Raw genomic sequence first — 20,637 nt, 5'->3', positions numbered from 1 at the left:
TTGCCATGATGTCTGTTTTGTTGTTGGCCGGCCAAGTCGCCTCGGCCAAGAAGGAAGGGCCAGCCCCGGAAGTCCAGGTGACGCCCAACTACATCGTCGACTTCGAATTCGACTGGGGACGAGACGGCGTGGACTGCCCGACCTGCAACCACGGCTCCGGCAATTCGAGACTGGCCTTCACCGATCACAACTATCGGCTGTGGGTGGCGCCCCTGGACATCAAGACCGGCAAGTTTCTGCCGGACAACGGCAAGGGCACGCAGGTCGACAGCCATACTGCTTACGCCACGGACTTCGGCAACGGCCCGGAATGGATGTTTTCCTCGATCGCGGGTTCGCAGCTGGTCTATACGCGCTACCAGCCAGACGTCCCGCAGAGCCCGGATTCGGCCGTGCTTGCCATCGCCACTCAAAACGCTGACGGAACCTGGCTGCCAGCATCGCTGCCGGGCGGAGAGAAGCGCCAATCACCAATTGGCACTCAGGATCTGGACGATTTGGCGCCGCGCATCCACTACCAGGACGTGGCCAAGCGCCGCACCTTTTGGCGCGACTCCGAGGTGTCTACCAATGATGAGACCAAGTTGCCCACCACTGGCTTCAGCGGCGGTTCGCGCCGTTGGGTTCCGGGGACGCACAAGATCATCCTGACCGCCACCGGCCTCGAAGGCACCAAGGGCTACGGCCGGCAGCAGGTCTTCCTGTTCGACACCGATACCGCGGTACTCAAGCAAATCACCGACGAAGATGCAGACCATGCAGGTGCCATGATGTGGCGCGCGCCCGAATACGACAACCAGTATGTATTTTTCAGTGTGCGCAATGGCAAGCAACTGGTGGTGCATCGCAAGTTGAAGGATGAAACCGGAAAGAAGCACTGGACTTCCATCATTCAACTCGATCTGCCGCCTGAAACGCCGCATCTCTGGTCGCCGGAGTATTTCCTCTTCAATGGCAAGTCTTATATTTTTTACCAGATGAACAAGAGTGCCAACGCGTCGGACTTGTCCAAGCCGGGGGTGCTGGCCATGTCGATGATTTTGCCCAAAAAAGCGAAAATCATTCCACTGATTTCACCCGACGCAGAGCCCCGCGTGCGCATGGATCCTGAATACTTCATCACGGCCAAAGGGCCGTATCTGTACTACAACCGCTACAAGCTCCGGACTGATACCGAGGACTCTCAGCCTGAAGGCGTATGGCGTGTGGATACCCGGCTCGGAAAACCCAATCCTGCTTTGCAGGCAGCCAGTCGCCGAGTGATCCCGGAAGCGCCCGGCGAACTTGACTGATCGCGCGTTTGGAATCCACCCCGCAAAAAAGGCGACCCTGGGGTCGCCTTTTCAATTCCGCTGCCACCCGGGGGCAGCTTGCGAGTTACTTGAACAGGTCCTTGACCTTGTCTGTCCAGCTCTTGGCGTTCGGAGAGTGCTTCTCGCCGCCTTTTTTCAGCGACTCCTCCAACTCCTTCAGCAACTTGCGCTGATGCTCGGTGAGCTTGACTGGCGTTTCAACTGTTACGTGGCAATACAGGTCGCCGGGGTAGGCCGAGCGCACGCCCTTGATGCCCTTGCCTCGCAAGCGGAAGGTCTTGCCGTGCTGCGTGCCTTCGGGCAGCTCGATCTCCAGCTTGGCCGTCAGCGTGGGGACCTCGACCGAGCCGCCCAGCGCCGCGGTTGTCATCGAGACGGGCACGGTGCAGTGCAGGTCGTCGCCGTCGCGCTCGAAGATCTCGTGCTGCTTGATGCGAATCTCGATGTAGAGATCACCGGCCGGGCCGCCATTGGTGCCGGGCTCGCCGTTGCCAGCCGAGCGAATGCGCATGCCTTCGTTGATGCCGGCGGGGATCTTCACTTCCAGCGTCTTCTGGCGCTTGATCTTGCCGGCGCCGTTGCAGGTCGTGCAGGGCTCGGGAATGATCTTGCCAGTGCCGTGGCAGTGCGGGCAGGTCTGTTGCACGCTGAAGAAGCCCTGGCGCATGTGCACAGTGCCGCCGCCATTGCAGGTGGTGCAGGTCTTGGCCTTGGTGCCAGGCTTGGCGCCGCTGCCGCCACAGGTGTCGCAGCTGTCCCAGGTGGGAATGCGGATCTGGCTCTCCTTGCCCAGCGCAGCCTCTTCCAGCGTGATCTCCATCGCGTAGCTGAGGTCGTTGCCGCGGTAGACCTGCTGGCCACCGCCGCCGCGGCGCCCGCCCTGTCCCTGGCCGCCGAAGATGTCGCCGAAGATGTCGCCGAAGGCCTCGGCGAAGCCGCCGAAGCCTTCAGGGCCCGCTCCGCCGCCGCCGCGGTTCGGGTCCACGCCGGCGTGTCCGTACTGGTCATAGGCCGCGCGCTTCTGCGCGTCGGAGAGCATCTCGTAGGCTTCCTTGGCCTCCTTGAATTTCTCTTCGGCCGCCTTCGCCCCGTCGCCCTGGTTGCGATCGGGGTGGTGCTTCATGGCCAGCTTGCGGTAGGCCTTTTTGATGTCGTCCTCGGTGGCATCTTTGGCCACGCCAAGGATTTCGTAAAAGTCACGCTTTGCCATGTACTCTTTCTGAACGCTTCAAACAAAGCCGCCGCGTGAGGGCGCAGCTTGCAAGCTGCGCGCCCGACGCGGCGAATCACCGACCCGGGCCCCCATGCGAGGCCCGGCCGGAGATCACTTCTTGACTTCCTTGAACTCGGCGTCCACCACGTTGTCGTCGTCAGCCGGCTTGGCAGCCTGCGGCTGTTCGGCGCCAGCTTGCGCGCCTGCAGCGCCGCCGGCGGCGGCCTGAGCCGCCTGCTGCTCGGCGTAAACCTTCTCGCCCAGCTTCTGGCTGGCGGTCATCAGGGCTTCGCTCTTGGCGTCGATGGTGGCCTTGTCGTCGCTCTTCAGTGCCTCTTCGGCTTCCTTCAGCGCGGTCTCGATTTTTTCCTTCTCACCGGCGTCCAGCTTGTCGCCGTGTTCGGCCAGGCTCTTCTTGACCGAGTGGATCATGCCGTCGGCCTGGTTGCGGGCTTGCACCAGTTCCAGCTTCTTGGCGTCTTCCGCCGCGTTCAGCTCGGCGTCTTTCACCATCTTCTGGATCTCATCTTCCGACAGGCCCGAGTTCGCCTTGATGGTGATCTTGTTTTCCTTGCCGGTCGCCTTGTCCTTCGCGCCGACGTGCAGGATGCCGTTGGCGTCGATGTCGAAGCTCACCTCGATCTGCGGCAGGCCACGCGCGGCCGGGGCAATGCCTTCCAGGTTGAATTCGCCCAGGCTCTTGTTGCCTGCGGCGAGTTCACGCTCGCCTTGGTAGACCTTGATGGTCACGGCCGGCTGGTTGTCGTCCGCCGTCGAGAACACTTGCGCGAACTTGGTCGGGATCGTGGTGTTCTTCTTGATCATCTTGGTCATCACGCCACCCAAGGTCTCGATGCCCAGGCTCAGCGGAGTGACGTCCAGCAGCAGCACGTCCTTGCGGTCGCCGCCCAGCACCTGACCTTGAATCGCGGCACCCACGGCGACGGCTTCGTCAGGGTTCACGTCCTTGCGCGGTTCCTTGCCGAAGAACTCCTTGACCTTGTCCTGCACCTTGGGCATGCGGGTCATGCCGCCGACCAGGATCACGTCATCGATTTCGCTGACCTTGACGCCCGCGTCCTTGATGGCGGTGGCGCAAGGCGCGATGGTGCGTTCGATCAGCTCTTCGACCAGCGCTTCCAGCTTGGCGCGACTGAGCTTGATGTTCAGGTGCTTCGGGCCGGAGGCGTCTGCCGTGATGTAGGGCAGGTTGACGTCGGTCTGCGAAGAGTTCGACAGCTCGATCTTGGCCTTTTCAGCGGCTTCCTTCAGGCGCTGCAGGGCCAGCACATCCTTGGTCAGGTCGACGCCTTGTTCCTTCTTGAACTCGGAGACGATGTAATCAATGATGCGCTGGTCGAAGTCTTCGCCGCCCAGGAAGGTGTCGCCGTTGGTCGACAGCACTTCGAACTGCATCTCGCCGTCCACATCGGCGATCTCGATGATGGACACGTCGAAAGTGCCGCCACCCAGGTCATACACGGCGATCTTGCGGTCGCCCTTGCCGTGCTTGTCCAGGCCGAAAGCCAGGGCAGCCGCAGTCGGCTCGTTGATGATGCGCTTGACGTCCAGGCCGGCAATGCGGCCCGCGTCCTTGGTGGCCTGGCGCTGGGCGTCGTTGAAGTAGGCTGGCACCGTGATCACGGCTTCGGTCACTTCTTCGCCGAGGTAGTCCTCGGCGGTCTTCTTCATCTTGCGAAGCACTTCGGCCGAGACCTGCGGGGGCGCCAGCTTCTTGCCGCGCACTGACACCCAGGCGTCGCCGTTGTCGGCGGCGGCAATCTCGTAGGGCATCAGGTTGATGTCCTTCTGAACTTCCTTCTCGGTGAACTTGCGGCCGATCAGGCGCTTCACTGCGTACAGCGTGTTGCGCGGGTTGGTCACGGCCTGACGCTTGGCCGAGGCACCCACCAGCACTTCGCCATCTTCTTGGTAGGCAATGATGGACGGGGTGGTGCGAGCGCCCTCGGAGTTCTCGATCACCTTGGTCGAGTTGCCTTCCATGACGGCGACGCACGAGTTCGTGGTCCCCAGGTCAATGCCAATGATCTTGCCCATTTTTCTGCTCCTGTGAGGAATGTGTTCCGGTTGTCTCGGAATTGTGGATAACTGTCTTGATTTCAAGGGCGCGGGGCCCTGTGAACAACTGATTCGGCTTACTTCGGCGCGGCCACGGTCACCAGGGCTGGGCGCAGCACGCGCTCGGCGATGGACGCGCCTTTCTGGAGGACGGCCACCACGGTGTTGGCTTCCTGTTCGGCCGGCACCATGCTGATGGCCTGGTGCTGGTGCGGGTCGAAGCGAGTGCCGGCTGGCGGGTTGATCTCCAGCACCTTGTTGCGCTCCAGCGCCGCAGCCAGCTGGCGCAGCGTGGCGTGCACGCCTTCCAGCACCTTTTCGACCGGCGCGTCCGGCATCGCGATCGCGGCTTCCAGGCTGTCCTTCACCGGCAGCAGGCTTTCGGCAAAAGACTCGACGCCGAACTTGCGTGCCTTGCTGATTTCGTCTTCTGCGCGACGGCGGATGTTTTCCATCTCGGCCTTGGCGCGCAGGTAGGCATCGGCCATTTCGGTGTGCTTGGCTTCCAGCTCGGCCAGGCGGGCTTCGGCCGGAGGGTCGCCCGCCACGGCCTGTGCGGCGTCCTGCTGTTCGGCCGATGCGTTTGGATCCAGGGATGAGTCGTTGGTGTTCATCGGAGGCGGGGGCATAGGCCCGTTGGGAGGGCCCGCGGTGGCGCGGGCGAAATTGGTGGTTGTGGCGTGTGATGCCCGACTTGGCGGGTCAACTGAGGGCGGTGTCCGCACTTTCAAGAGGGCCTTGCGCGCTTTCTTGAAGATTTTTTGCGCGGCCGTGGCAAACGCGAGCGCGAGATGGGCGAGCTTTGCCCGGAAAGAGCGGTCGCGGTCAGGATGATGGGTCAGACCTTGCCGCCCTCGGCGTCGTCGATGCTGGCGCTCCAGCGGTTCCAGTCGCTCAACTGGCGCCGGTCGCGCTTGGTGGGGCGGCCATGCGCCAGCGATTGCGCCGGTTCCACGCCCTGGCGGCGCGCCTCGCGGGCTTCGCTGCGAGCCAGCAGGCTGGCCGCGGTTTCCTCGTAGAGCTGCTGTGCGACAGGCGCCGGGCCGCGGATTTCGGTCAGGCCGAGCACCTGCACTTCACGCGCTGGAAGCCCCGGCTCGCGCAGCAGGATGCGGTCTTTCAAGCGCAGGTCGCGTGAGGGTTTGGCCGGCTGGCCGTTCACTTCGACGCGGTTCTTGCCAATGGCCTCCACGGCCAGCGAGCGGGTCTTGAAGAAGCGCGCGGCCCAGAGCCACTTGTCCAGCCGCACCGGGTGGTCACACAGTTTCGGATCGATCACGGCATGCATTGTCCTTCAGCTTCACGCTCGGTTTGTCCGGGGTGGTTGGGCAAGGCGCATGCCGATCCGAGTGCCGCCACTGGGCGCGTCACACAGCCGCCAGCGGTAGCCGCACGATCGCGTCCAGGCCGGTGATGCGGCCGTGTACGTTGCGGCTTTCCAGCGTCACCTGGCCCTGCAGCGAGTGCGCAATCTGGTCGCAGATCGCCAGGCCCAGGCCGCTGCCGTGCTCGGTCGGCGCCTCGTCCGCCCCCAGGCTGCTGGCGCCGGTGGCAAAGGGCTGGAACAGGCGGGCCTGCTGGGCTTCGCCCAGTCCGGGGCCGGTGTCGGCCACGGTCAGCGCAGCGTGCCGGCCGTCGCAGACCAGTTGCACCGTCAGCCGGCCTTGCGGCGGACTGTATTTGATGGCGTTGTGCAGCAGGTTGCGTGTCAGCTCGCGCAGCGCCCAGGCGTGGCTGCGGATGGGCGCGGGCTGGGTGCTGATCTCGAAGTCCAGACCGTGGTCGACAATGAGCGCCGAGAGGTCCAGCGCCACCGCGCGGGTGATCTCGGCCCAGTCTTCCACGGGTGCGGGCTCGCCCTGGCGCATCTGTTCGACCTTGGCCAGCGCTAGCATCTGGTTGGCCAGTTGCGTGGCGCGGGCCACCGTCACTTCGATCTCCTTGAGCGCCAGCTCGGCCGGCACATCGCCGCGGCGGGCCGATTGCACCTGCACGCGCAACACCGCCAGCGGCGTGCGCAACTGGTGCGAGGCGTCTCTCACGAAGCGGCGCTGGTGGTCGAGCAGGTGGCGCAGCCGGCCCATCAAGTGATTGGTGGCATCCACCAGCGGCCGCAACTCCTTTGGCGCGCCGCTGCTGTCCACCGGTGTCAGGTCGCCCTCGGCCCGGGTGTGCAGTGCCTGGCTCAATGCGCGGATGGGCCGCGTGGCCCGCTGCACTGCCACGCCGACCACCGCCGCAATCAGCAGCAGCAGTGCGCCCTGGTGCCACAGCGTGTCGACCAGCAGGCTGCGCGCAAGCGTCTGTCGCAGCTCCAGCGTCTCGGCCACCTGCACCATGGCCATGCCTTGTCCGCCCGGCCAGACGACTGGCTGCAGCAGCACCGCCACGCGCACCGGCGTGCCCTGGTAGCGGTCGTCGTAGAAGTCCACCAGCGCCGCGTAGGGGCCTTTGGCGGGCAACTGGCCGTGCCAAGTGGGCAAGGCTTCGAAGCCGGACACTGTTTCGCCCTGAAAGCCGGTGACCTTGTAGAAGATGCGGCTGCGGTTGTCGGCCTCGAAAGGCTCCAGCGCCGAGTAGAGCAGGGTGGCCTTGAGGTGGGTGCCGGGCTGCTCGCTGTTGACCTCCAGCAGCTCGCCGATGGATTTGGCCGTGGCCAACAGCGTTCGGTCATAGGCAATGTCCGCCGCGCGCAAGGCTTGGCGGTACAGCATCACCGTGTTGACCGCGATGACCAGCAGTGCAGGCAGCAGGATGCCCAGCAGCAAGCGGCTGCGCAGCGACAGCCGCGCCCCGGCCGTGTCCAGCCAGCCGGTCGAGCCCATGTTCACGTGCCCCGGCTCAGCTGTCGGCCTTGAGCAGGTAGCCCAGGCCGCGCAGCGTCACCAGTTGCACCTCGGTGGGCTGCAGGCGCTTGCGCAGCCGGTAAGCCACCACCTCGACTGCCTCGAACTGCACTTCATGCTCACCCGGAAACACGGCCTCGAACAGGCGCTCCTTGGTCACCGCATGACCGGGCCGCTGCAGCAGTGCGCGCAGCAGCGCGGTTTCGCGCGGGGTCAGCTCCAGGGCCTCGTCCCCGTGGTAAATCGCTCCTTCATCGCCCTCCCAGCGCAGGCCGCCAAAGCCGTTGCTGGGCGCGGCAAAGGCAGCAGGCCCGCTGCCGGCGGCGCGGCGGGCCATGGCGCGGATGCGCGCCTCCAACTCGTCCAGATCGAAGGGCTTGGGCAGGTAGTCATCGGCACCGGTGTTCAGGCCGATCACACGGTCGCCGATGGTGCCGCGCGCGGTCAGGATCATCACTGGCGTCGTCAGCCCGGCAGCGCGGGCATGTGCCAGCACCTCCAGCCCGTCCAGGCCCGGCAGGCTGAGGTCCAGCAGCACCACGTCGGGCATGCAGGCCTCCCAGCGTTCCAATGCCCGCTGCCCCTCGCCCCAGCAGACCACCTGCATGCCGCGCCGGTTCAGCGTGCGGGCCAGCGTGGCCTGCATCGTGGCGTCATCTTCGATCAGCAGCACCTTCATGCGGGCCACCATAGCACCGACCGCGGTAGGGCCATGCCGGTGGCCGTACCCGCATTTCCCCTAGGCCGATGGACAGCCATTTGACAGCCTCGCGCGTCACCATCGCCCGATTCGATTCAAAAACTCCCAGGAGACATGCCCATGCGCAGAGACGCTTTCCTCAAGAGCCTGGCCGCGATGGCCGCAGCCGGCGCATTGCCGATGTCGGGCCACGCCGCTGGTGTGGCGCTGAAGATGATGGTGCCGGCCAACCCGGGCGGCGGCTGGGACAGCACCGGCCGAGCGCTGGGCAAGGCGCTGCAGGATGCCGGCGTGGCTTCCTCGGTCAGCTACGACAACAAGGGTGGTGCCGCTGGCGCGCTGGGGCTGGCCCAATTCGTCAATGCCAGCAAGGGCGACCCGCACGCCCTGATGGTGATGGGCGCCGTGATGCTGGGCGGCATCATCACCGGCAAGCCGCCGGTCGACCTCAGCCAGGCCACGCCGATCGCGCGCCTGATCAGCGAATACAACGTCTTCGTGCTACCGGCCAACTCGCCTTTCAAGACCATGAAGGACGTGGTTGACGCGATGAAGAAGGACGTGGGCAGCGTCAAGTGGGGCGGCGGCTCGCGCGGCGCCACCGAGCACATTGCCGCGGCCATGATCGCGCGCGAAGTGGGTGTGGACGCGGCCAAGATCAACTACGTGCCGTTCCGCGGCGGTGGCGAAGCCGTCGCGGCCATCCTGGGTGGCAATGTCAGCGTGGGCGGCAGTGGCTACAGCGAGTTCCAGCCGTACATCGCCAGCGGCAAGATGCTGCCCATCGCCGTCACCTCGCCAGCCCGGCTGCCTGGGCTGAATGCGCCCACGCTGAAGGAGCTGGGCATCAACGTCGAGATCGGCAACTGGCGCGGCGTGTATGGTGCGCCCGGCATCACGCCCGATCAGCGCAAGGCACTGACCTCCATGGTGTTGGCGGCCACCAAGGCCCCGGCCTGGGCCGAGGCGATCCAGAAAAACGGCTGGACCCCGGCGCTGCTCAGCGGCCCGGCCTTCGACGAGTTCGTGGATCGTGAGTTCGCCTCGCTGCGCGCCATCATGGCCAAGAGTGGCATGGTCTGAGCATGGCTGATGAGCAATTGATGTCACCGCCCGCGGTGAACCGGCCGCAGACGCTGGTCGGTGCCGGTGTGATCGTGCTGGGTGGGGTGCTGGCGGTTGGCGCGCTGGCCATTCCGGCCAATGCCGGCTATGCCGGCGTGGGTCCGAACTTCCTGCCCTGGCTGGTGGCCGTGGCGCTGCTGGCCTGCGGCGTGGGGCTGGTCTGGCAAGCCCGGCGGGGCGGCTTTCGTGCGATGGAAACGCCGTCAGGCGCGGCGCACGGTGACTGGCGCTCGATGGCCTGGGTGGCGGCCGGCGTGCTGCTGAACGCCGCAGCCATCACCCGCATTGGCTTTGTCTTTAGCTGCGCGCTCTGCTATGTGCTGGCGGTGCGCGGGCTGCGGCTGTCCGAGGGCAAGCCGGCCGGCAGCGTGCGGACCACGCTGGTTGACGCGGCCGTTGGGCTGGCAATCTCGGCGCCGGTGTTCTGGCTGTTCACGCAATTGCTGGCCATCAACCTGCCGGGCCTGACCGGCACCGGTTGGCTCTGAGCGGAGGGAGACACCATGGACATCTGGCACCAACTGCTGCAAGGCTTCATGACGGCGGGCACGCCGGTGAACCTGTTGTGGGCCTTCGTGGGCTGCGCGCTGGGCACGGCCATCGGCGTGCTGCCTGGCCTGGGCCCGGCGGTGACGGTGGCGATGCTGCTGCCCATCACCTCGCAGGTCGAGCCCACCGCGTCGATGATCTTCTTCGCTGGCATCTACTACGGCGCGATGTATGGCGGCTCCACCACCTCCATCCTGCTGAACACCCCTGGCGAGACGGGCACCATGGTGACCGCGCTCGAGGGCTTCAAGATGGCCAAGAGCGGCCGCGCGGGCGCGGCGCTGGCCACATCCGCCATCGGCTCCTTCGTGGCAGGCACCATCGCCACGGTGCTGGTCACGCTGTTTGCGCCGCTGGTGGCCGATTACGCCGTGCAACTTGGCCCGCCGGAATACTTCTGCCTGATGCTGCTGGCCTTCACCACCGTCAGCTCGGTGCTGGGTGCCAGTGCACTGCGCGGCATGACGGCGCTGTTCATCGGCCTGGCCATCGGCCTGGTCGGGCTGGATCAGATCACCGGCCAGGTGCGCTACACCGGTGGCATTCCGGAGTTCCTCGATGGCATTGAGGTGGTGCTGATCGCAGTGGGCCTGTTTGCGGTGGGTGAGGCGTTTTACAACGCCCTTTACGAGGGCCGCAGCGAAGCCAAGTTGAACAGTACCGGCCGCGTGCACATGAGCAGGCAGGAGTGGCGCCGTTCGTGGCCGGCCTGGCTGCGCGGCACGGCCATCGGCTTTCCGTTCGGCACGCTGCCTGCGGGCGGCTCGGAGATCCCGACCTTCCTCAGCTACGCCACCGAGCGCAAGCTCTCCAAGCATCCGGAAGAGTTCGGCACCGTGGGCGCCATCGAAGGCGTGGCCGGGCCGGAGGCGGCCAACAATGCGGCTGTGACGGCCACGCTGGTGCCGCTGCTGACGCTGGGCATCCCGACCTCGGTGACCGCGGCCATCCTGCTCTCTGCGCTGTCCAACTACGGCATCCAGGCCGGGCCGCAGCTGTTCACCACCTCGGCCACCCTGGTCTGGGCGCTGATCGCTTCGCTCTACATCGGCAACGTGATGCTGCTGGTGCTGAACCTGCCGCTGGTGGGCCTCTGGGTGAAGCTGCTGAAGATCCCGCGGCCGCAGCTCTATGCCGGCATCCTGATCTTCGCCACCGTGGGTGTTTACGGCATGCGCCAGAGCAGCTTCGACCTGTTCCTGATGTTCGGTGTCGGCCTGGCTGGCGTGCTGATGAGGCGCTTCGACTTTCCCACCGCACCGGTCATCGTCGGCATGATCCTGGGGCCACTGGCCGAAGCGCAGATGCGCAACGCACTCTCCATCGGCGAAGGCCGCTGGACGGTCTTCATCGACCGGCCGGTGTCAGTCTTTTTCCTGGCCTGCGTGGTGGCGGTGCTGGTGCTGCCGCGCGTGATGCGCTGGTGGGGCCGCCGGCGCGTCGCCTGAGCGTCCACCGCTTGACGATCAGGCCCTGGCGCCAGCCGCCAGGGCCCGTGCTTTCGTGGCCGCCAATGTGGCCGGCGAGGGCGGGTCGAGTTCCCAGCCGGCCAGATGGCGCCGCGCCAGCGCCGCCAGCGCGGCGACGTGCGCCGGTGAATCGTTCAGGCAGGGGATGTAGTGGAACACCTGGCCGCCTGCGTGCAGGAAGGCCTCCCTGGCTTCCTGGCTGATCTCCTCCAGTGTTTCCAGGCAGTCGGCTGAGAACCCAGGGCAGACCACGTCGACTTGCGCCACACCCTGCTGCGCCAGCGCCACCAGGGTGGGTTCTGTCGCCGGCTCCAGCCACTTCGCCTTGCCAAAGCGGCTCTGGAAGGTGACGCGGTACTGCTCGGTCGACAGGCCCAAGGCCTCGGCCAGCAGCCTGGCGGTCTTGTGGCACTGGCAGTGGTAGGGGTCGCCCAGGTGCAGCGTGCGTTCGGGCATGCCGTGGAAGCTCATCACCAGCACGGGCGCGCGCCCCGCCTGTTGCCAATGCGCGCATACGCTGGCGGCCAGCGCCTGGATGTAGCCTGCGTCGTCGTGGTACTGGGTGACGAAGCGCAGCGCCGGCAGGCGGCGGGTGCGGCGGGTCCATTCGGCGACCTTGTCGATGGTGCTGGCCGTGGTGGCGCCGGAGTATTGCGGATAGGTCGGGAGGACCAGGATGCGGTCCACGCCCTGGTCGTGCAGGGCCTGCAGGGCGGCGGGGATGCCCGGATTGCCGTAGCGCATGGCTGCGACCACGATCACAGGCAGGCCGTCGGCGGCCAGCTCGGCCTGCAGCGCGCGGGCCTGTCGCTGGGTCCAGACCAGCAGCGGCGAGCCTTCGGGCAGCCAGACGCTGGCGTACTTGCTTGCCGACTTGGCCGGACGGGTGCGCAGGATGATCCCGTGCAGGATGGGCCACCAGACCAGCCGCGGGATCTCGACCACCCTGCTGTCGCTGAGGAACTCGGCCAGGTAGCGGCGCAGTGCCGCCGGCGTGGCGGCGTCGGGGGTGCCCAGGTTGGTGAACAGGATGCCGACACGCGGCGCCTGCCCGTGCTGGAAGGACGGGGCGGGAGCGGGTGGTGGCATGCGGTTCAGCGGTGCTGCCAGGGAGCGGCGGCTGGCGGGAAGGGCGGTGGTGGCGGGTCGTTGTGGGCGATCAGCGAGAAGCGCAGCGTGGCGACGCTGGCGTCGTTGGGCGAACCGCCCAGGCCCAGTTCGCCCTGGCCATGCAGCGTGCAGCTGCCGCGGCGCAGGCTCAGCACCTCGTCGTCGCCTGCAAAGCGCACGAAGGTGCCGTTGATGCTCAGGTCGGTCAGCTGCAGCGCGCCGCCCATCAGGTCGATGCGTGCATGGGTACGGGAAACACGGGCGTCCTCCACCTTCATGCCGCAGGCCGCGCCGCGGCCCAGCAACACCGGCATGCGGTCGCGCAGGAAGCGGTGCGGCTGGCCGCGCCAGCTCAGCAGCACGCCCAGCGCGTCATGCGTGGCCGAAGGGCTTTCGAGGTGGGTGACTTCGGTGTCCGGCCCCTTGCTGCGGGCCAACAGGAACACCTCGGCTGGCTCCACGCGGCCGCGCAGGTGCACCTTGTCGAGGTGCCGGAAGCGCGAGCGCACTTCCCAGGGCAATTCGTCGTAGACCTCGCGGCCGATCAGCGATTCGCTGTCGCCGGCATGGTCCAGCAGCCTGGCCGCGACGTTGACGGCGTCGCCGAAGCAGTCGCCGCCGACTTCGACCACTTCGCCGGCGCTGATCGCGATCTGCAGCTGCACGCGTGGTGTGGGCCGGTCGCTCGGCGCGGGTTGGCGCTCCAGGTCGTCCTGCATCTGCACCGCGGCAGTCACTGCGTTGATGGCGCGCGGAAACACGGCCATCAGGCCGTCGCCCAGGGTCTTGACGAGCTGACCGCCGCATTCCGGGACGCGGCGGGCGAGGTTGCGGATCACGTCCGTCACCACTGACGTGGCGTGCGCGTTGCCCAGCGTTTCGTACAACGCGGTGCTGCCTCGCAGGTCAGCAAAAAATACGTATCTGCGCTTGATGGTCGCCATGCCCGATTGAGTTTAGCGCGCAAGCCACAGGCCGGCGCAAGGGGCCAGGAAAACCCGGGCACCAACGAAAAAGCGGGTGACGCATTGCTGCGTTCCCCGCTTTTCATTTTGGGCCTGTCAGGCCCGCGTCAGGCATTGCTGGATCAGATGTTGTCCAGGTAGGTGCGCAGCTTGTCCGAGCGGCTCGGGTGCTTCAGCTTGCGGATCGCCTTGGCTTCGATCTGGCGAATGCGCTCGCGGGTCACGTCGAACTGCTTGCCCACTTCTTCCAGCGTGTGGTCGGTGGACATTTCGATGCCGAAGCGCATGCGCAGCACCTTGGCTTCGCGCGGGGTCAGGCTGTCGAGGATGTCCTTCACCACGTCGCGCAGGCCGGCCTGCATCGCGGCCTCGATGGGCGCGGTGTTGTTGGTGTCCTCGATGAAGTCGCCCAGGTGGCTGTCGTCGTCGTCCCCGATCGGCGTTTCCATGGAGATCGGCTCCTTGGCGATCTTCATGATCTTGCGGATCTTGTCCTCGGGCATTTCCATCTTCTCGGCCAGCGTCGGAGCGTCCGGCTCGAAGCCGAATTCCTGCAAGTGCTGGCGCGACAGACGGTTCATCTTGTTGATCGTCTCGATCATGTGAACCGGGATGCGGATGGTGCGCGCCTGGTCGGCGATCGAGCGGGTGATGGCCTGACGAATCCACCACGTCGCATAGGTCGAGAACTTGTAGCCGCGGCGGTATTCGAACTTGTCCACCGCCTTCATCAGGCCGATGTTGCCTTCCTGGATCAGGTCCAGGAACTGCAGGCCGCGATTGGTGTACTTCTTCGCGATCGAGATCACCAGGCGCAGGTTGGCCTCGATCATTTCCTTCTTCGCATCGCGCGAGGCCTTCTCTCCCTCGTTCATGCGACGGTTGATGTCCTTCAGGTCTTCGACCGGCACGACGGCGCGGGCCTGCAGGTCGATCAGCTTCTGCTGCAGTTCCTGCACGGCCGGCAGGTTGCGGGCGAGGATGGCGCTGAACGGCTTGGCCGCCGCGATTTCCTTCTCGGCCCACTTCAGGTTCAAGGCATTCGGCGGGAAGGTCTTGATGAAGTGTTCCTGCGGCATGCCGCACTTGTCGACCACGATCTTGCGGATCTCGCGTTCGTAGCGGCGCACGTCGTCCACCTGCGAGCGCAGGATGTCGCACAGCTTCTCGATGGTCTTGACCGTGAAGCGGATGGTCATCAGGTTTTCACTGATGGCCAATTGCGCCTTGCTGTACGGCTGCGACTTGTAGCCTTCCTTCTCGAAGGACTTGCGCATCTTGTCGAAGTGAATGCGCAGGTCGGCGAATTTGGTCAGCGCGGCATTCTTCAGCTCTTCGAGCTTCTTGGTCAGGGCCTTGGAGCCGCCATTGCCGTCGTCGTCGTCTTCCTCGTCGAACTCGTCGAAGTCTTCTTCGGCCACGTAGTCGTCGGCCTCGTCCTTGGCGACGAAGCCATCCACCACGTCGGAGATCTGCATGTCACCGGCGGCGATCTTGTCGGCCATCGCCAGGATCTCGGCGATGGTGGTCGGCGAGGCCGAGATGGCCTGCATCATGGCCTGCAGACCACCTTCGATGCGCTTGGCGATTTCGATTTCGCCTTCCCGGGTCAGCAGTTCGACCGAGCCCATTTCGCGCATGTACATGCGCACCGGGTCGGTCGTGCGGCCGAATTCCGAGTCGACCGTGGACAGCGCCGCTTCGGCCGCTTCTTCGGCTTCTTCTTCGGTGGCGGTCGAGGTGGCGCCGCCAGCGATCAGCAGCGTGGCCGCATCGGGCGCCTGCTCGTAGACCGCGATGCCCATGTCATTGAGCATCGAGATGATGGCTTCGAGGATTTCCTCGTTGACCAGCTTCTCGGGCAAGTGGTCGTTGATTTCCTGGTGCGTGAGGTAGCCACGCGTCTTGCCCATCTTGATGAGCGTCTTCAGCTCCTGGCGGCGCTTGGCGACTTCTTCTTCGGTCAGCGCGGTTTCGTCCAGGCCGAATTCACGCATCAGCGCGCGCTCCTTGGCGCGGCTGACCTTCATGCGCAGCGGCTTGGCCTTGGGTTTGTCTTCGGCTTCCTCGACGACTTCGGAGCTTTCGACCACCTCGACTTCGACCTCGCCTTCCAGCTCGGCCTCGATGTCGCTCAGGTCGTCTTCGACTTCCTCGACCGCTTCCTTCTTGGCCGGGGTTTCCGCCTTCGGCTTGCGGCCACGCTTGGCCTTGCCATCTTCCGCCGTGGCCGTGGCGGTCTTGGCTGCCGCTTTGGTCTTGGTCAGCTTGGTGTCTTCCGCATCGGCGGCGGCCTTGACGGTCTTGGTGGCGGCGGTCTTCTTGGCGGTCATGCAGATCCTTGAGGGAACCTTGGGGAAACAGTCGTGAGGGGCAGCGCTTTCAGGCTCCTGATACTGCCTTGCCGACGTGCGGCAGCTGCAGCGCGCAAACGCGCTGCAGCAAAAGCAGGGCATGGAGAACTGAAAACCTGCCGGCCGCCTTGCTCACCATGTGGCGACGGTGTCGCCACATCACAAGCAAAGGCAGCGCAATCAGTGGGCGCAAACCAGTCAGCTCATTCCGGCGGGCAAGTTCGCTTGGACATGACATTTTTGCGTGCAGCACTGGCGGAGGGAGGGGACCGGCCTTGAGAACTTGAAGTGCGTTCTACCCATGGCATGGGCTGTCCATGCGGGTGGTCCATGCCGGCAGTGCTGCTGTCACTCTTGCCGCTGAAAATCGGATTTTACCCAAATGCACTATTTTTGAGCAAGCCAAGGCCTTGAAAAGCGAAGGGACTTCGGTGACTTTTCCGCGTACTGGCACGCCACGCCACGCGCAGGCGTCGCTGCCGGACTAGCTTTCGTCCTTTGGCGCAGCCGCCTGGCGACGCTTCACTTCCCGCCATTGGCGGTCCAGCTCGCGGTATTGCTGCAGCGCGGCCGGGTCAGCGCCGGCCTGGGCCAGCAGCTGCTTCATCTGCTGTGCCAGGTCGCGTTCGAGCAGCACGTCCAGCGCGCGGCGGAAATCGTCCAGCGTGGCGCCCGGGTCGGCGTCGCCGTCCGCCAGCTGGCGGCTGGCTTCGGGCAGTGCTTCGTCAGCGGCCAGGGCTTCGCGCAGCACCGCCCAGGAGCGCGGGCCGTGCTCGGCCAGGTCGCGCTCCAGCCAGGCAATCAGGTCGCCGTGCGGAGCGGGCAGTGCGTGCAGGAAATCGTGTTCGTTGCCGGGCAGGCTGTCCCACCATTGCGGCTGGCCAAACAGCATTTGCAGCACCCGGTCTTCCGGCCGCTTCGGTGCCGGCCTGCGGCCTCGCACCGCTGGCGGGCCTTCCGCATGGCCGGCGCGGTCGCGGTTGAAAGGCCGCTTGCGCCAGGCCGGCTCGCCGCTGCCAAACTTGCCGCGGCTGGCGTAGCGCTCGCCCGGCGGCGTGCCGTCGTCAAAAGGATCGTCTGTCTCTGCCGGCGAGCTGCCGTGGGCCTGGGCATTGCCTGGTCTGCCGCGTGAATTGCCCTGGCCCTGGCCCCACAGGCCAGACAGCTCTTCCGCCGGCAGGCCGCCCTGGCGGGCCAGCTCGCTGAGCAGCTGCAGCTTCAGTGCGCCGTCGGGCAAGGCCTGCCACAGAGGGCGGGCCTGGGCCAGCATGCGCGCCCGGCCCTCGGCCGTGTCCAGCGCGCAGTCGATGGCCGCGTGTTCCAGCAACTGGCGCGACAGTGGCACGGCGTCCCGCACCTGGGCTTCGAAGGCCTGCTGGCCGTGGGCGCGCACATAGCTGTCCGGGTCGTGTTCGGCGGGCAGGAACAGGAAGCGGAAGCTGCGCGTGTCGGTGGCATGTGGCAGTGCTGCTTCCAGCGCCCGGCCGGCGGCGCGGCGGCCGGCGGCGTCGCCGTCGAAGCTGAACACCACCTGTTCGGTGAAGCGCAGCAGTTTCTGCACATGCTCTGCAGTGCAGGCCGTGCCCAGCGTGGCCACCGCGTTGGGAAAACCCAGCTGCGCCAGTGCCACCACGTCCATGTAGCCTTCGGTGACCAGCGCGTAGCCTTTTTCCCGCAGCCCGGTGCGCGACTCGTACAACCCATACAGCTCGCGGCCTTTCACGAAGACCGGCGTCTCGGGCGAGTTCAGGTACTTGGGTTCGCCCTTGTCCAGCACCCGGCCGCCAAAGGCGATGGTTTCCCCCTTGACGTTGCGGATGGGGAACATGATGCGGTCGCGGAAGCGGTCGTAGCGCTTCTGGTCGGCTTCGCTCTTGCCTTCGTCCGCGCCTTGCGCGATGACCATGCCGGATTCGGCCAGCAGCGGATCGTCATAGCGCGCAAACGCACTGGCCAGCGTGCGCCAGCCTTCGGGTGCATAGCCCAGGCCGAAGCGCTGGGCGACCTCGCCGGTCAGGCCTCGGCGTTTCAGGTAGTCGATGGCGCGTGGGCTGGACTTCAGCTGCTGGCGGTAATGCTGCGCTGCCTTGGCCAGCACATCGGTCAGCGTGGTCTGGCGCTGGCGCTGCTCGGCCGCTGCGGCGCGGTCGGCCTCGCTGCGCTCGTCTTCCGGCACCTGCAGGCCAACCTGTTGCGACAGGTCTTGCACGGCTTCCACAAAACTCATGCCGTGGTGCTCAGTCAGGAAGCGAATCGCGTCGCCATGCACGCCGCAGCCGAAGCAGTGATAGGTCTGGCGAGACGGGCTGACGATGAAGCTGGGCGACTTTTCGCCGTGAAAAGGACACAGGCCCTTGTGGTTGATGCCGGCCTTCTTCAGCTCGACATGGCGGCCGACCACCTCGACCACGTCCACGCGCGACAGCAACTCTTGGATAAAACCTGGTGGGATCACAACGGAAGTCTAGGGCATTGCCCTGGGGCAAGGCTCAGCACCACCCAAAAGCTGCGCCAGAAAAAGCAACAGGGCAGCCGAGGCCGCCCTGTGGTGTGGCAAAGCAATATGAAGCGCGCTATTGCCTGAAGAAATGTTCGCCGCATCGGCTGGCCGCCGATTTGCCGATTGATTTCTGCCATGCACCGCCGCTGACGGCGTCCCCCTGAATGCTGGCGAATTTCAACCGGAAGGTCCGGGCGAACCCGCGGTACTCAAACCGCGAAGTCGCAAAGCTTAAACCGAGAAGTCGCCAAGCGACTTGCCGGAAGCCAGCGCAGCCTGCAGCCACTTGGGCTTCAGGCCTCGGCCGGTCCAGCTTTGGCCGGTGGCCGGGTCGCGGTATTTCGCGGCCACTTTCTTGGTGCCTTCGCCCTTGGGGGCGGTGGGCGCCTTGCCAGCCAGATCGGCGGCGGTCAGGCCATATTCGCTCATCAGCGACTTGACCTTGGCAATGGCATCGGACTTGGCGGCGCGCTGCGCTTCAGCAATTTGCTTCTCGAGCGCTGCTTTCTGCGCCAGCAGTTCCTGGATCGTGGTCATTCGGTTATCTCCAATCAATGAACCCGGAGGGCAAGCGAATGATAACCGAGGTCAGCGAAAGGTTCCGCAGGCAAGCCCACAAAACTGTCACAGATTCCCACGACTGCGACAAACCCGATATGCCAATACCAGATGTCAGAAAAAACCCTGGTTAGTGGCTGCGCTCAGGTGCTGGGTGGCACAAAGCCGGCCGGCTGTTCGGCACCGCCGCCGAACAGGAACTGTTCCATCTGCCGCGCAAGGTACTGGCGGGCGCGTGCGTCGGCCAGGTTCAGGCGGTTTTCATTGACCAGCATGGTCTGGTGGCGCTTCCACAGGTCAAACGCTTCCTTGCTGATGTTCTCGTAGATGCGCTTGCCCAGTTCGCCCGGGTAGACGGGGAAGTCCAGCCCTTCGGCTTCTTTCTTCAGGTAGCTGCACTGGATGATGCGTGCCATGGTATTGCTCTCGTATCGGGTTCGGGTTCTCAAAAGGGGCCGGCGGCCCCGGAATGCTGGGCTTCAGCCCAGCTTCTTGATCATCACCTGGGAGCGACGGTCCCAGTTGTATTTGCGCTTGCGGGCCTCGGGCAGCCAATCGGGATCGACCTGCACGAAACCGCGCTTGATGAACCAGTGCATGGTGCGCGTGGTCAGCACGAAGATGGTGTCCATGCCCATCTGCCTCGCGCGCTGCTCCACGCGCTTGAGAATCTTGTCGCCATCGCCCTGGCCTTGCACCTGCGGCGAAACCGTCAGCGCGGCCATTTCTCCGGTGCGCGCTTCGGGGTAGGGATACAGCGCAGCGCAGCCAAAAATCACGCCGTCGTGTTCGATCACCGTGTAGTTGGTAATGTCGCGTTCGATTTCGGTACGGTCGCGTTTGACCAGCGTGCCGTCGCGCTCGAATGGCTCGATCAACTGCAGGATGCCGCCGACGTCGTCGGAGCCCGCTTCGCGCAGGCTTTCGAGTTTTTCATCGACCACCATGGTGCCGATGCCATCGTGGGTGAATACCTCCATCAGCAGTGCGCCATCGGTGGCAAACGGCAGGATGTGAGAACGCTCTACGCCGCCGTGGCAGGCATTCACGCAATGCTTGAGATAAAACGCCGTGTCGGTGGGCTGCATCGGTGCCGGCAAGGCATTCAGCAGGCGCTCGGCTTCGGCCAGCGAGAGCTCGGTGTCAATCGCACTTTCCGGATCGGAAATTTGCTCGCGAATACCGGGTATCTCGGTCATGAAAAGCAGCTTGTCGGCCTGCAGCGCAATCGCGGTTTGGGTGGCCACGTCTTCCATCGAGAGATTGAAGGCTTCACCTGTGGGCGAAAAGCCAAAAGGCGAGAGCAGCACCATCGCGCCAATGTCGATCGCTCGGCGTATCGACGCTGCGTCCACCTTGCGCACCACACCGCTGTGAATGAAATCCACGCCATCGACAATGCCGACCGGCCGTGCCGTCAGGAAATTGCCTGACACCACCCTGACGGTGGAATTTGCCATCGGCGTATTCGGCAAGCCCTGGGAAAACGCCGCTTCGATCTCGAAGCGCAATTGGCCGGCGGCCTCCTGCGCGCAATCCAGCGCCACGCTGTCGGTCACCCGCATGCCATGCGAGAACACCGAGGCATGGCCTTTGGCGGCCAGTTGCTCGTTGACCTGCGGCCGGAAGCCATGCACCAGCACCAGCCGCACGCCCATGGCCTGCAGGATGGCCATGTCCTGCGCAAAAAAATTGAGTTTCCCCGCCGCAATCAGCTCCCCGGTCATGCCGACGACAAAGGTCTTGCCGCGGTAAGCATGGATATGGGGCGCCACCGAGCGAAACCAGGGCACGAAGGTATGGGGAAAGACAAGATCCATCACGGGGCGGATTGTGCCGCAGCTGCCGTCGCCGTC

17 protein-coding genes are annotated in these 20,637 nt (G+C 65.2%); 4 read left to right on the top strand and 13 right to left on the bottom strand.

Annotation, left to right across the window (positions count from 1 at the left end; translation table 11 throughout):
- Positions 1-5: 5 nt before the first annotated feature.
- A complete protein-coding gene (locus AC3WR5_RS25435; RefSeq protein WP_141284991.1) occupies positions 6-1,292 on the top strand; it encodes a hypothetical protein in 1,287 nt (428 codons plus the stop codon).
- Between the two features lie 85 nt (positions 1,293-1,377).
- Here the strand turns inward: AC3WR5_RS25435 and dnaJ are convergent, their stop codons facing one another.
- From dnaJ to AC3WR5_RS25405, 6 genes are all read right to left on the bottom strand, one after another.
- The gene (dnaJ, locus tag AC3WR5_RS25430; RefSeq protein WP_141284989.1) at positions 1,378-2,523 is read right to left on the bottom strand and encodes a molecular chaperone DnaJ; all 1,146 of its coding nucleotides are present in this window, start codon (positions 2,521-2,523) and stop codon (positions 1,378-1,380) included.
- 114 nt (positions 2,524-2,637) lie between these two features.
- Positions 2,638-4,584, bottom strand: coding sequence for a molecular chaperone DnaK (gene dnaK, locus AC3WR5_RS25425; RefSeq protein WP_492488077.1), 1,947 nt, complete (start codon positions 4,582-4,584; stop codon positions 2,638-2,640).
- Between the two features lie 98 nt (positions 4,585-4,682).
- Entirely contained in the window at positions 4,683-5,219 is a 537-nt protein-coding gene (grpE, locus tag AC3WR5_RS25420; RefSeq protein WP_141284985.1) for a nucleotide exchange factor GrpE, read from the bottom strand.
- 224 nt (positions 5,220-5,443) lie between these two features.
- Positions 5,444-5,884, bottom strand: a complete 441-nt coding sequence (locus tag AC3WR5_RS25415) for an RNA-binding S4 domain-containing protein (protein WP_231012866.1) — start codon at positions 5,882-5,884, stop codon at positions 5,444-5,446.
- Between the two features lie 88 nt (positions 5,885-5,972).
- A complete protein-coding gene (locus AC3WR5_RS25410; protein WP_141285013.1) occupies positions 5,973-7,430 on the bottom strand; it encodes a sensor histidine kinase in 1,458 nt (485 codons plus the stop codon).
- Positions 7,431-7,446: 16 nt separating this feature from the next.
- Entirely contained in the window at positions 7,447-8,130 is a 684-nt protein-coding gene (locus tag AC3WR5_RS25405) for a response regulator transcription factor (RefSeq protein WP_141284981.1), read from the bottom strand.
- A gap of 141 nt (positions 8,131-8,271) precedes the next feature.
- On the opposite strand from AC3WR5_RS25405, the gene AC3WR5_RS25400 reads away from it, so the two are divergent.
- Genes AC3WR5_RS25400 through AC3WR5_RS25390 form a run of 3 tightly spaced genes read left to right on the top strand, consistent with a single transcriptional unit; the run spans position 8,272 to position 11,273 of the window.
- Positions 8,272-9,234, top strand: coding sequence for a Bug family tripartite tricarboxylate transporter substrate binding protein (locus AC3WR5_RS25400; RefSeq protein ID WP_141284979.1), 963 nt, complete (start codon positions 8,272-8,274; stop codon positions 9,232-9,234).
- Positions 9,235-9,254: 20 nt separating this feature from the next.
- Positions 9,255-9,764, top strand: coding sequence for a tripartite tricarboxylate transporter TctB family protein (locus tag AC3WR5_RS25395; RefSeq protein ID WP_492488075.1), 510 nt, complete (start codon positions 9,255-9,257; stop codon positions 9,762-9,764).
- Positions 9,765-9,779: 15 nt separating this feature from the next.
- Entirely contained in the window at positions 9,780-11,273 is a 1,494-nt protein-coding gene (locus AC3WR5_RS25390; RefSeq protein ID WP_141284975.1) for a tripartite tricarboxylate transporter permease, read from the top strand.
- Between the two features lie 18 nt (positions 11,274-11,291).
- Here AC3WR5_RS25390 and hemH read toward each other — a convergent pair whose 3' ends face one another.
- The 7 genes from hemH to argA form a co-directional block, all read right to left on the bottom strand.
- A complete protein-coding gene (hemH, locus tag AC3WR5_RS25385; protein WP_492488073.1) occupies positions 11,292-12,383 on the bottom strand; it encodes a ferrochelatase in 1,092 nt (363 codons plus the stop codon).
- Between the two features lie 5 nt (positions 12,384-12,388).
- Complete coding sequence (locus AC3WR5_RS25380) at positions 12,389-13,348, bottom strand: adenylate/guanylate cyclase domain-containing protein (RefSeq protein ID WP_141289602.1); 960 nt, start codon at positions 13,346-13,348, stop codon at positions 12,389-12,391.
- A gap of 143 nt (positions 13,349-13,491) precedes the next feature.
- Entirely contained in the window at positions 13,492-15,702 is a 2,211-nt protein-coding gene (gene rpoD, locus AC3WR5_RS25375) for an RNA polymerase sigma factor RpoD (RefSeq protein ID WP_141289601.1), read from the bottom strand.
- 505 nt (positions 15,703-16,207) lie between these two features.
- Positions 16,208-18,151 (bottom strand): DNA primase, encoded by a 1,944-nt coding sequence (gene dnaG / locus AC3WR5_RS25370; protein ID WP_492488070.1) that lies wholly within the window; start codon positions 18,149-18,151, stop codon positions 16,208-16,210.
- A gap of 303 nt (positions 18,152-18,454) precedes the next feature.
- Positions 18,455-18,760, bottom strand: a complete 306-nt coding sequence (locus tag AC3WR5_RS25365) for an H-NS histone family protein (RefSeq protein WP_141290055.1) — start codon at positions 18,758-18,760, stop codon at positions 18,455-18,457.
- A 164-nt stretch (positions 18,761-18,924) separates the two neighbouring features.
- The gene (locus tag AC3WR5_RS25360; protein WP_492488068.1) at positions 18,925-19,197 is read right to left on the bottom strand and encodes an oxidative damage protection protein; all 273 of its coding nucleotides are present in this window, start codon (positions 19,195-19,197) and stop codon (positions 18,925-18,927) included.
- A gap of 63 nt (positions 19,198-19,260) precedes the next feature.
- Complete coding sequence (gene argA / locus AC3WR5_RS25355; protein WP_141290057.1) at positions 19,261-20,601, bottom strand: amino-acid N-acetyltransferase; 1,341 nt, start codon at positions 20,599-20,601, stop codon at positions 19,261-19,263.
- Positions 20,602-20,637: the final 36 nt, after the last annotated feature.

The sequence above is a fragment of the Ideonella sp. FW305-24 genome (genome assembly GCF_058788035.1).
Note: the sequence above shows the minus strand (reverse complement) of the source record. Positions and strands in the feature narration are given on the sequence as shown.

What these genes read in the sequence shown, in the direction of transcription:
- AC3WR5_RS25435 (WP_141284991.1), top strand. Translation starts at nt 6, where the DNA reads ATGATGTCTGTTTTGTTGTTGGCCGGCCAAGTCGCCTCGGCCAAGAAG.
- dnaJ (WP_141284989.1), bottom strand. Translation starts at nt 2,523, where the DNA reads ATGGCAAAGCGTGACTTTTACGAAATCCTTGGCGTGGCCAAAGATGCC.
- dnaK (WP_492488077.1), bottom strand. Translation starts at nt 4,584, where the DNA reads ATGGGCAAGATCATTGGCATTGACCTGGGGACCACGAACTCGTGCGTC.
- grpE (WP_141284985.1), bottom strand. Translation starts at nt 5,219, where the DNA reads ATGAACACCAACGACTCATCCCTGGATCCAAACGCATCGGCCGAACAG.
- AC3WR5_RS25410 (WP_141285013.1), bottom strand. Translation starts at nt 7,430, where the DNA reads ATGGGCTCGACCGGCTGGCTGGACACGGCCGGGGCGCGGCTGTCGCTG.
- AC3WR5_RS25405 (WP_141284981.1), bottom strand. Translation starts at nt 8,130, where the DNA reads ATGAAGGTGCTGCTGATCGAAGATGACGCCACGATGCAGGCCACGCTG.
- AC3WR5_RS25400 (WP_141284979.1), top strand. Translation starts at nt 8,272, where the DNA reads ATGCGCAGAGACGCTTTCCTCAAGAGCCTGGCCGCGATGGCCGCAGCC.
- AC3WR5_RS25395 (WP_492488075.1), top strand. Translation starts at nt 9,255, where the DNA reads ATGTCACCGCCCGCGGTGAACCGGCCGCAGACGCTGGTCGGTGCCGGT.
- AC3WR5_RS25390 (WP_141284975.1), top strand. Translation starts at nt 9,780, where the DNA reads ATGGACATCTGGCACCAACTGCTGCAAGGCTTCATGACGGCGGGCACG.
- hemH (WP_492488073.1), bottom strand. Translation starts at nt 12,383, where the DNA reads ATGCCACCACCCGCTCCCGCCCCGTCCTTCCAGCACGGGCAGGCGCCG.
- AC3WR5_RS25380 (WP_141289602.1), bottom strand. Translation starts at nt 13,348, where the DNA reads ATGGCGACCATCAAGCGCAGATACGTATTTTTTGCTGACCTGCGAGGC.
- rpoD (WP_141289601.1), bottom strand. Translation starts at nt 15,702, where the DNA reads ATGACCGCCAAGAAGACCGCCGCCACCAAGACCGTCAAGGCCGCCGCC.
- AC3WR5_RS25365 (WP_141290055.1), bottom strand. Translation starts at nt 18,760, where the DNA reads ATGACCACGATCCAGGAACTGCTGGCGCAGAAAGCAGCGCTCGAGAAG.
- AC3WR5_RS25360 (WP_492488068.1), bottom strand. Translation starts at nt 19,197, where the DNA reads ATGGCACGCATCATCCAGTGCAGCTACCTGAAGAAAGAAGCCGAAGGG.
- argA (WP_141290057.1), bottom strand. Translation starts at nt 20,601, where the DNA reads ATGGATCTTGTCTTTCCCCATACCTTCGTGCCCTGGTTTCGCTCGGTG.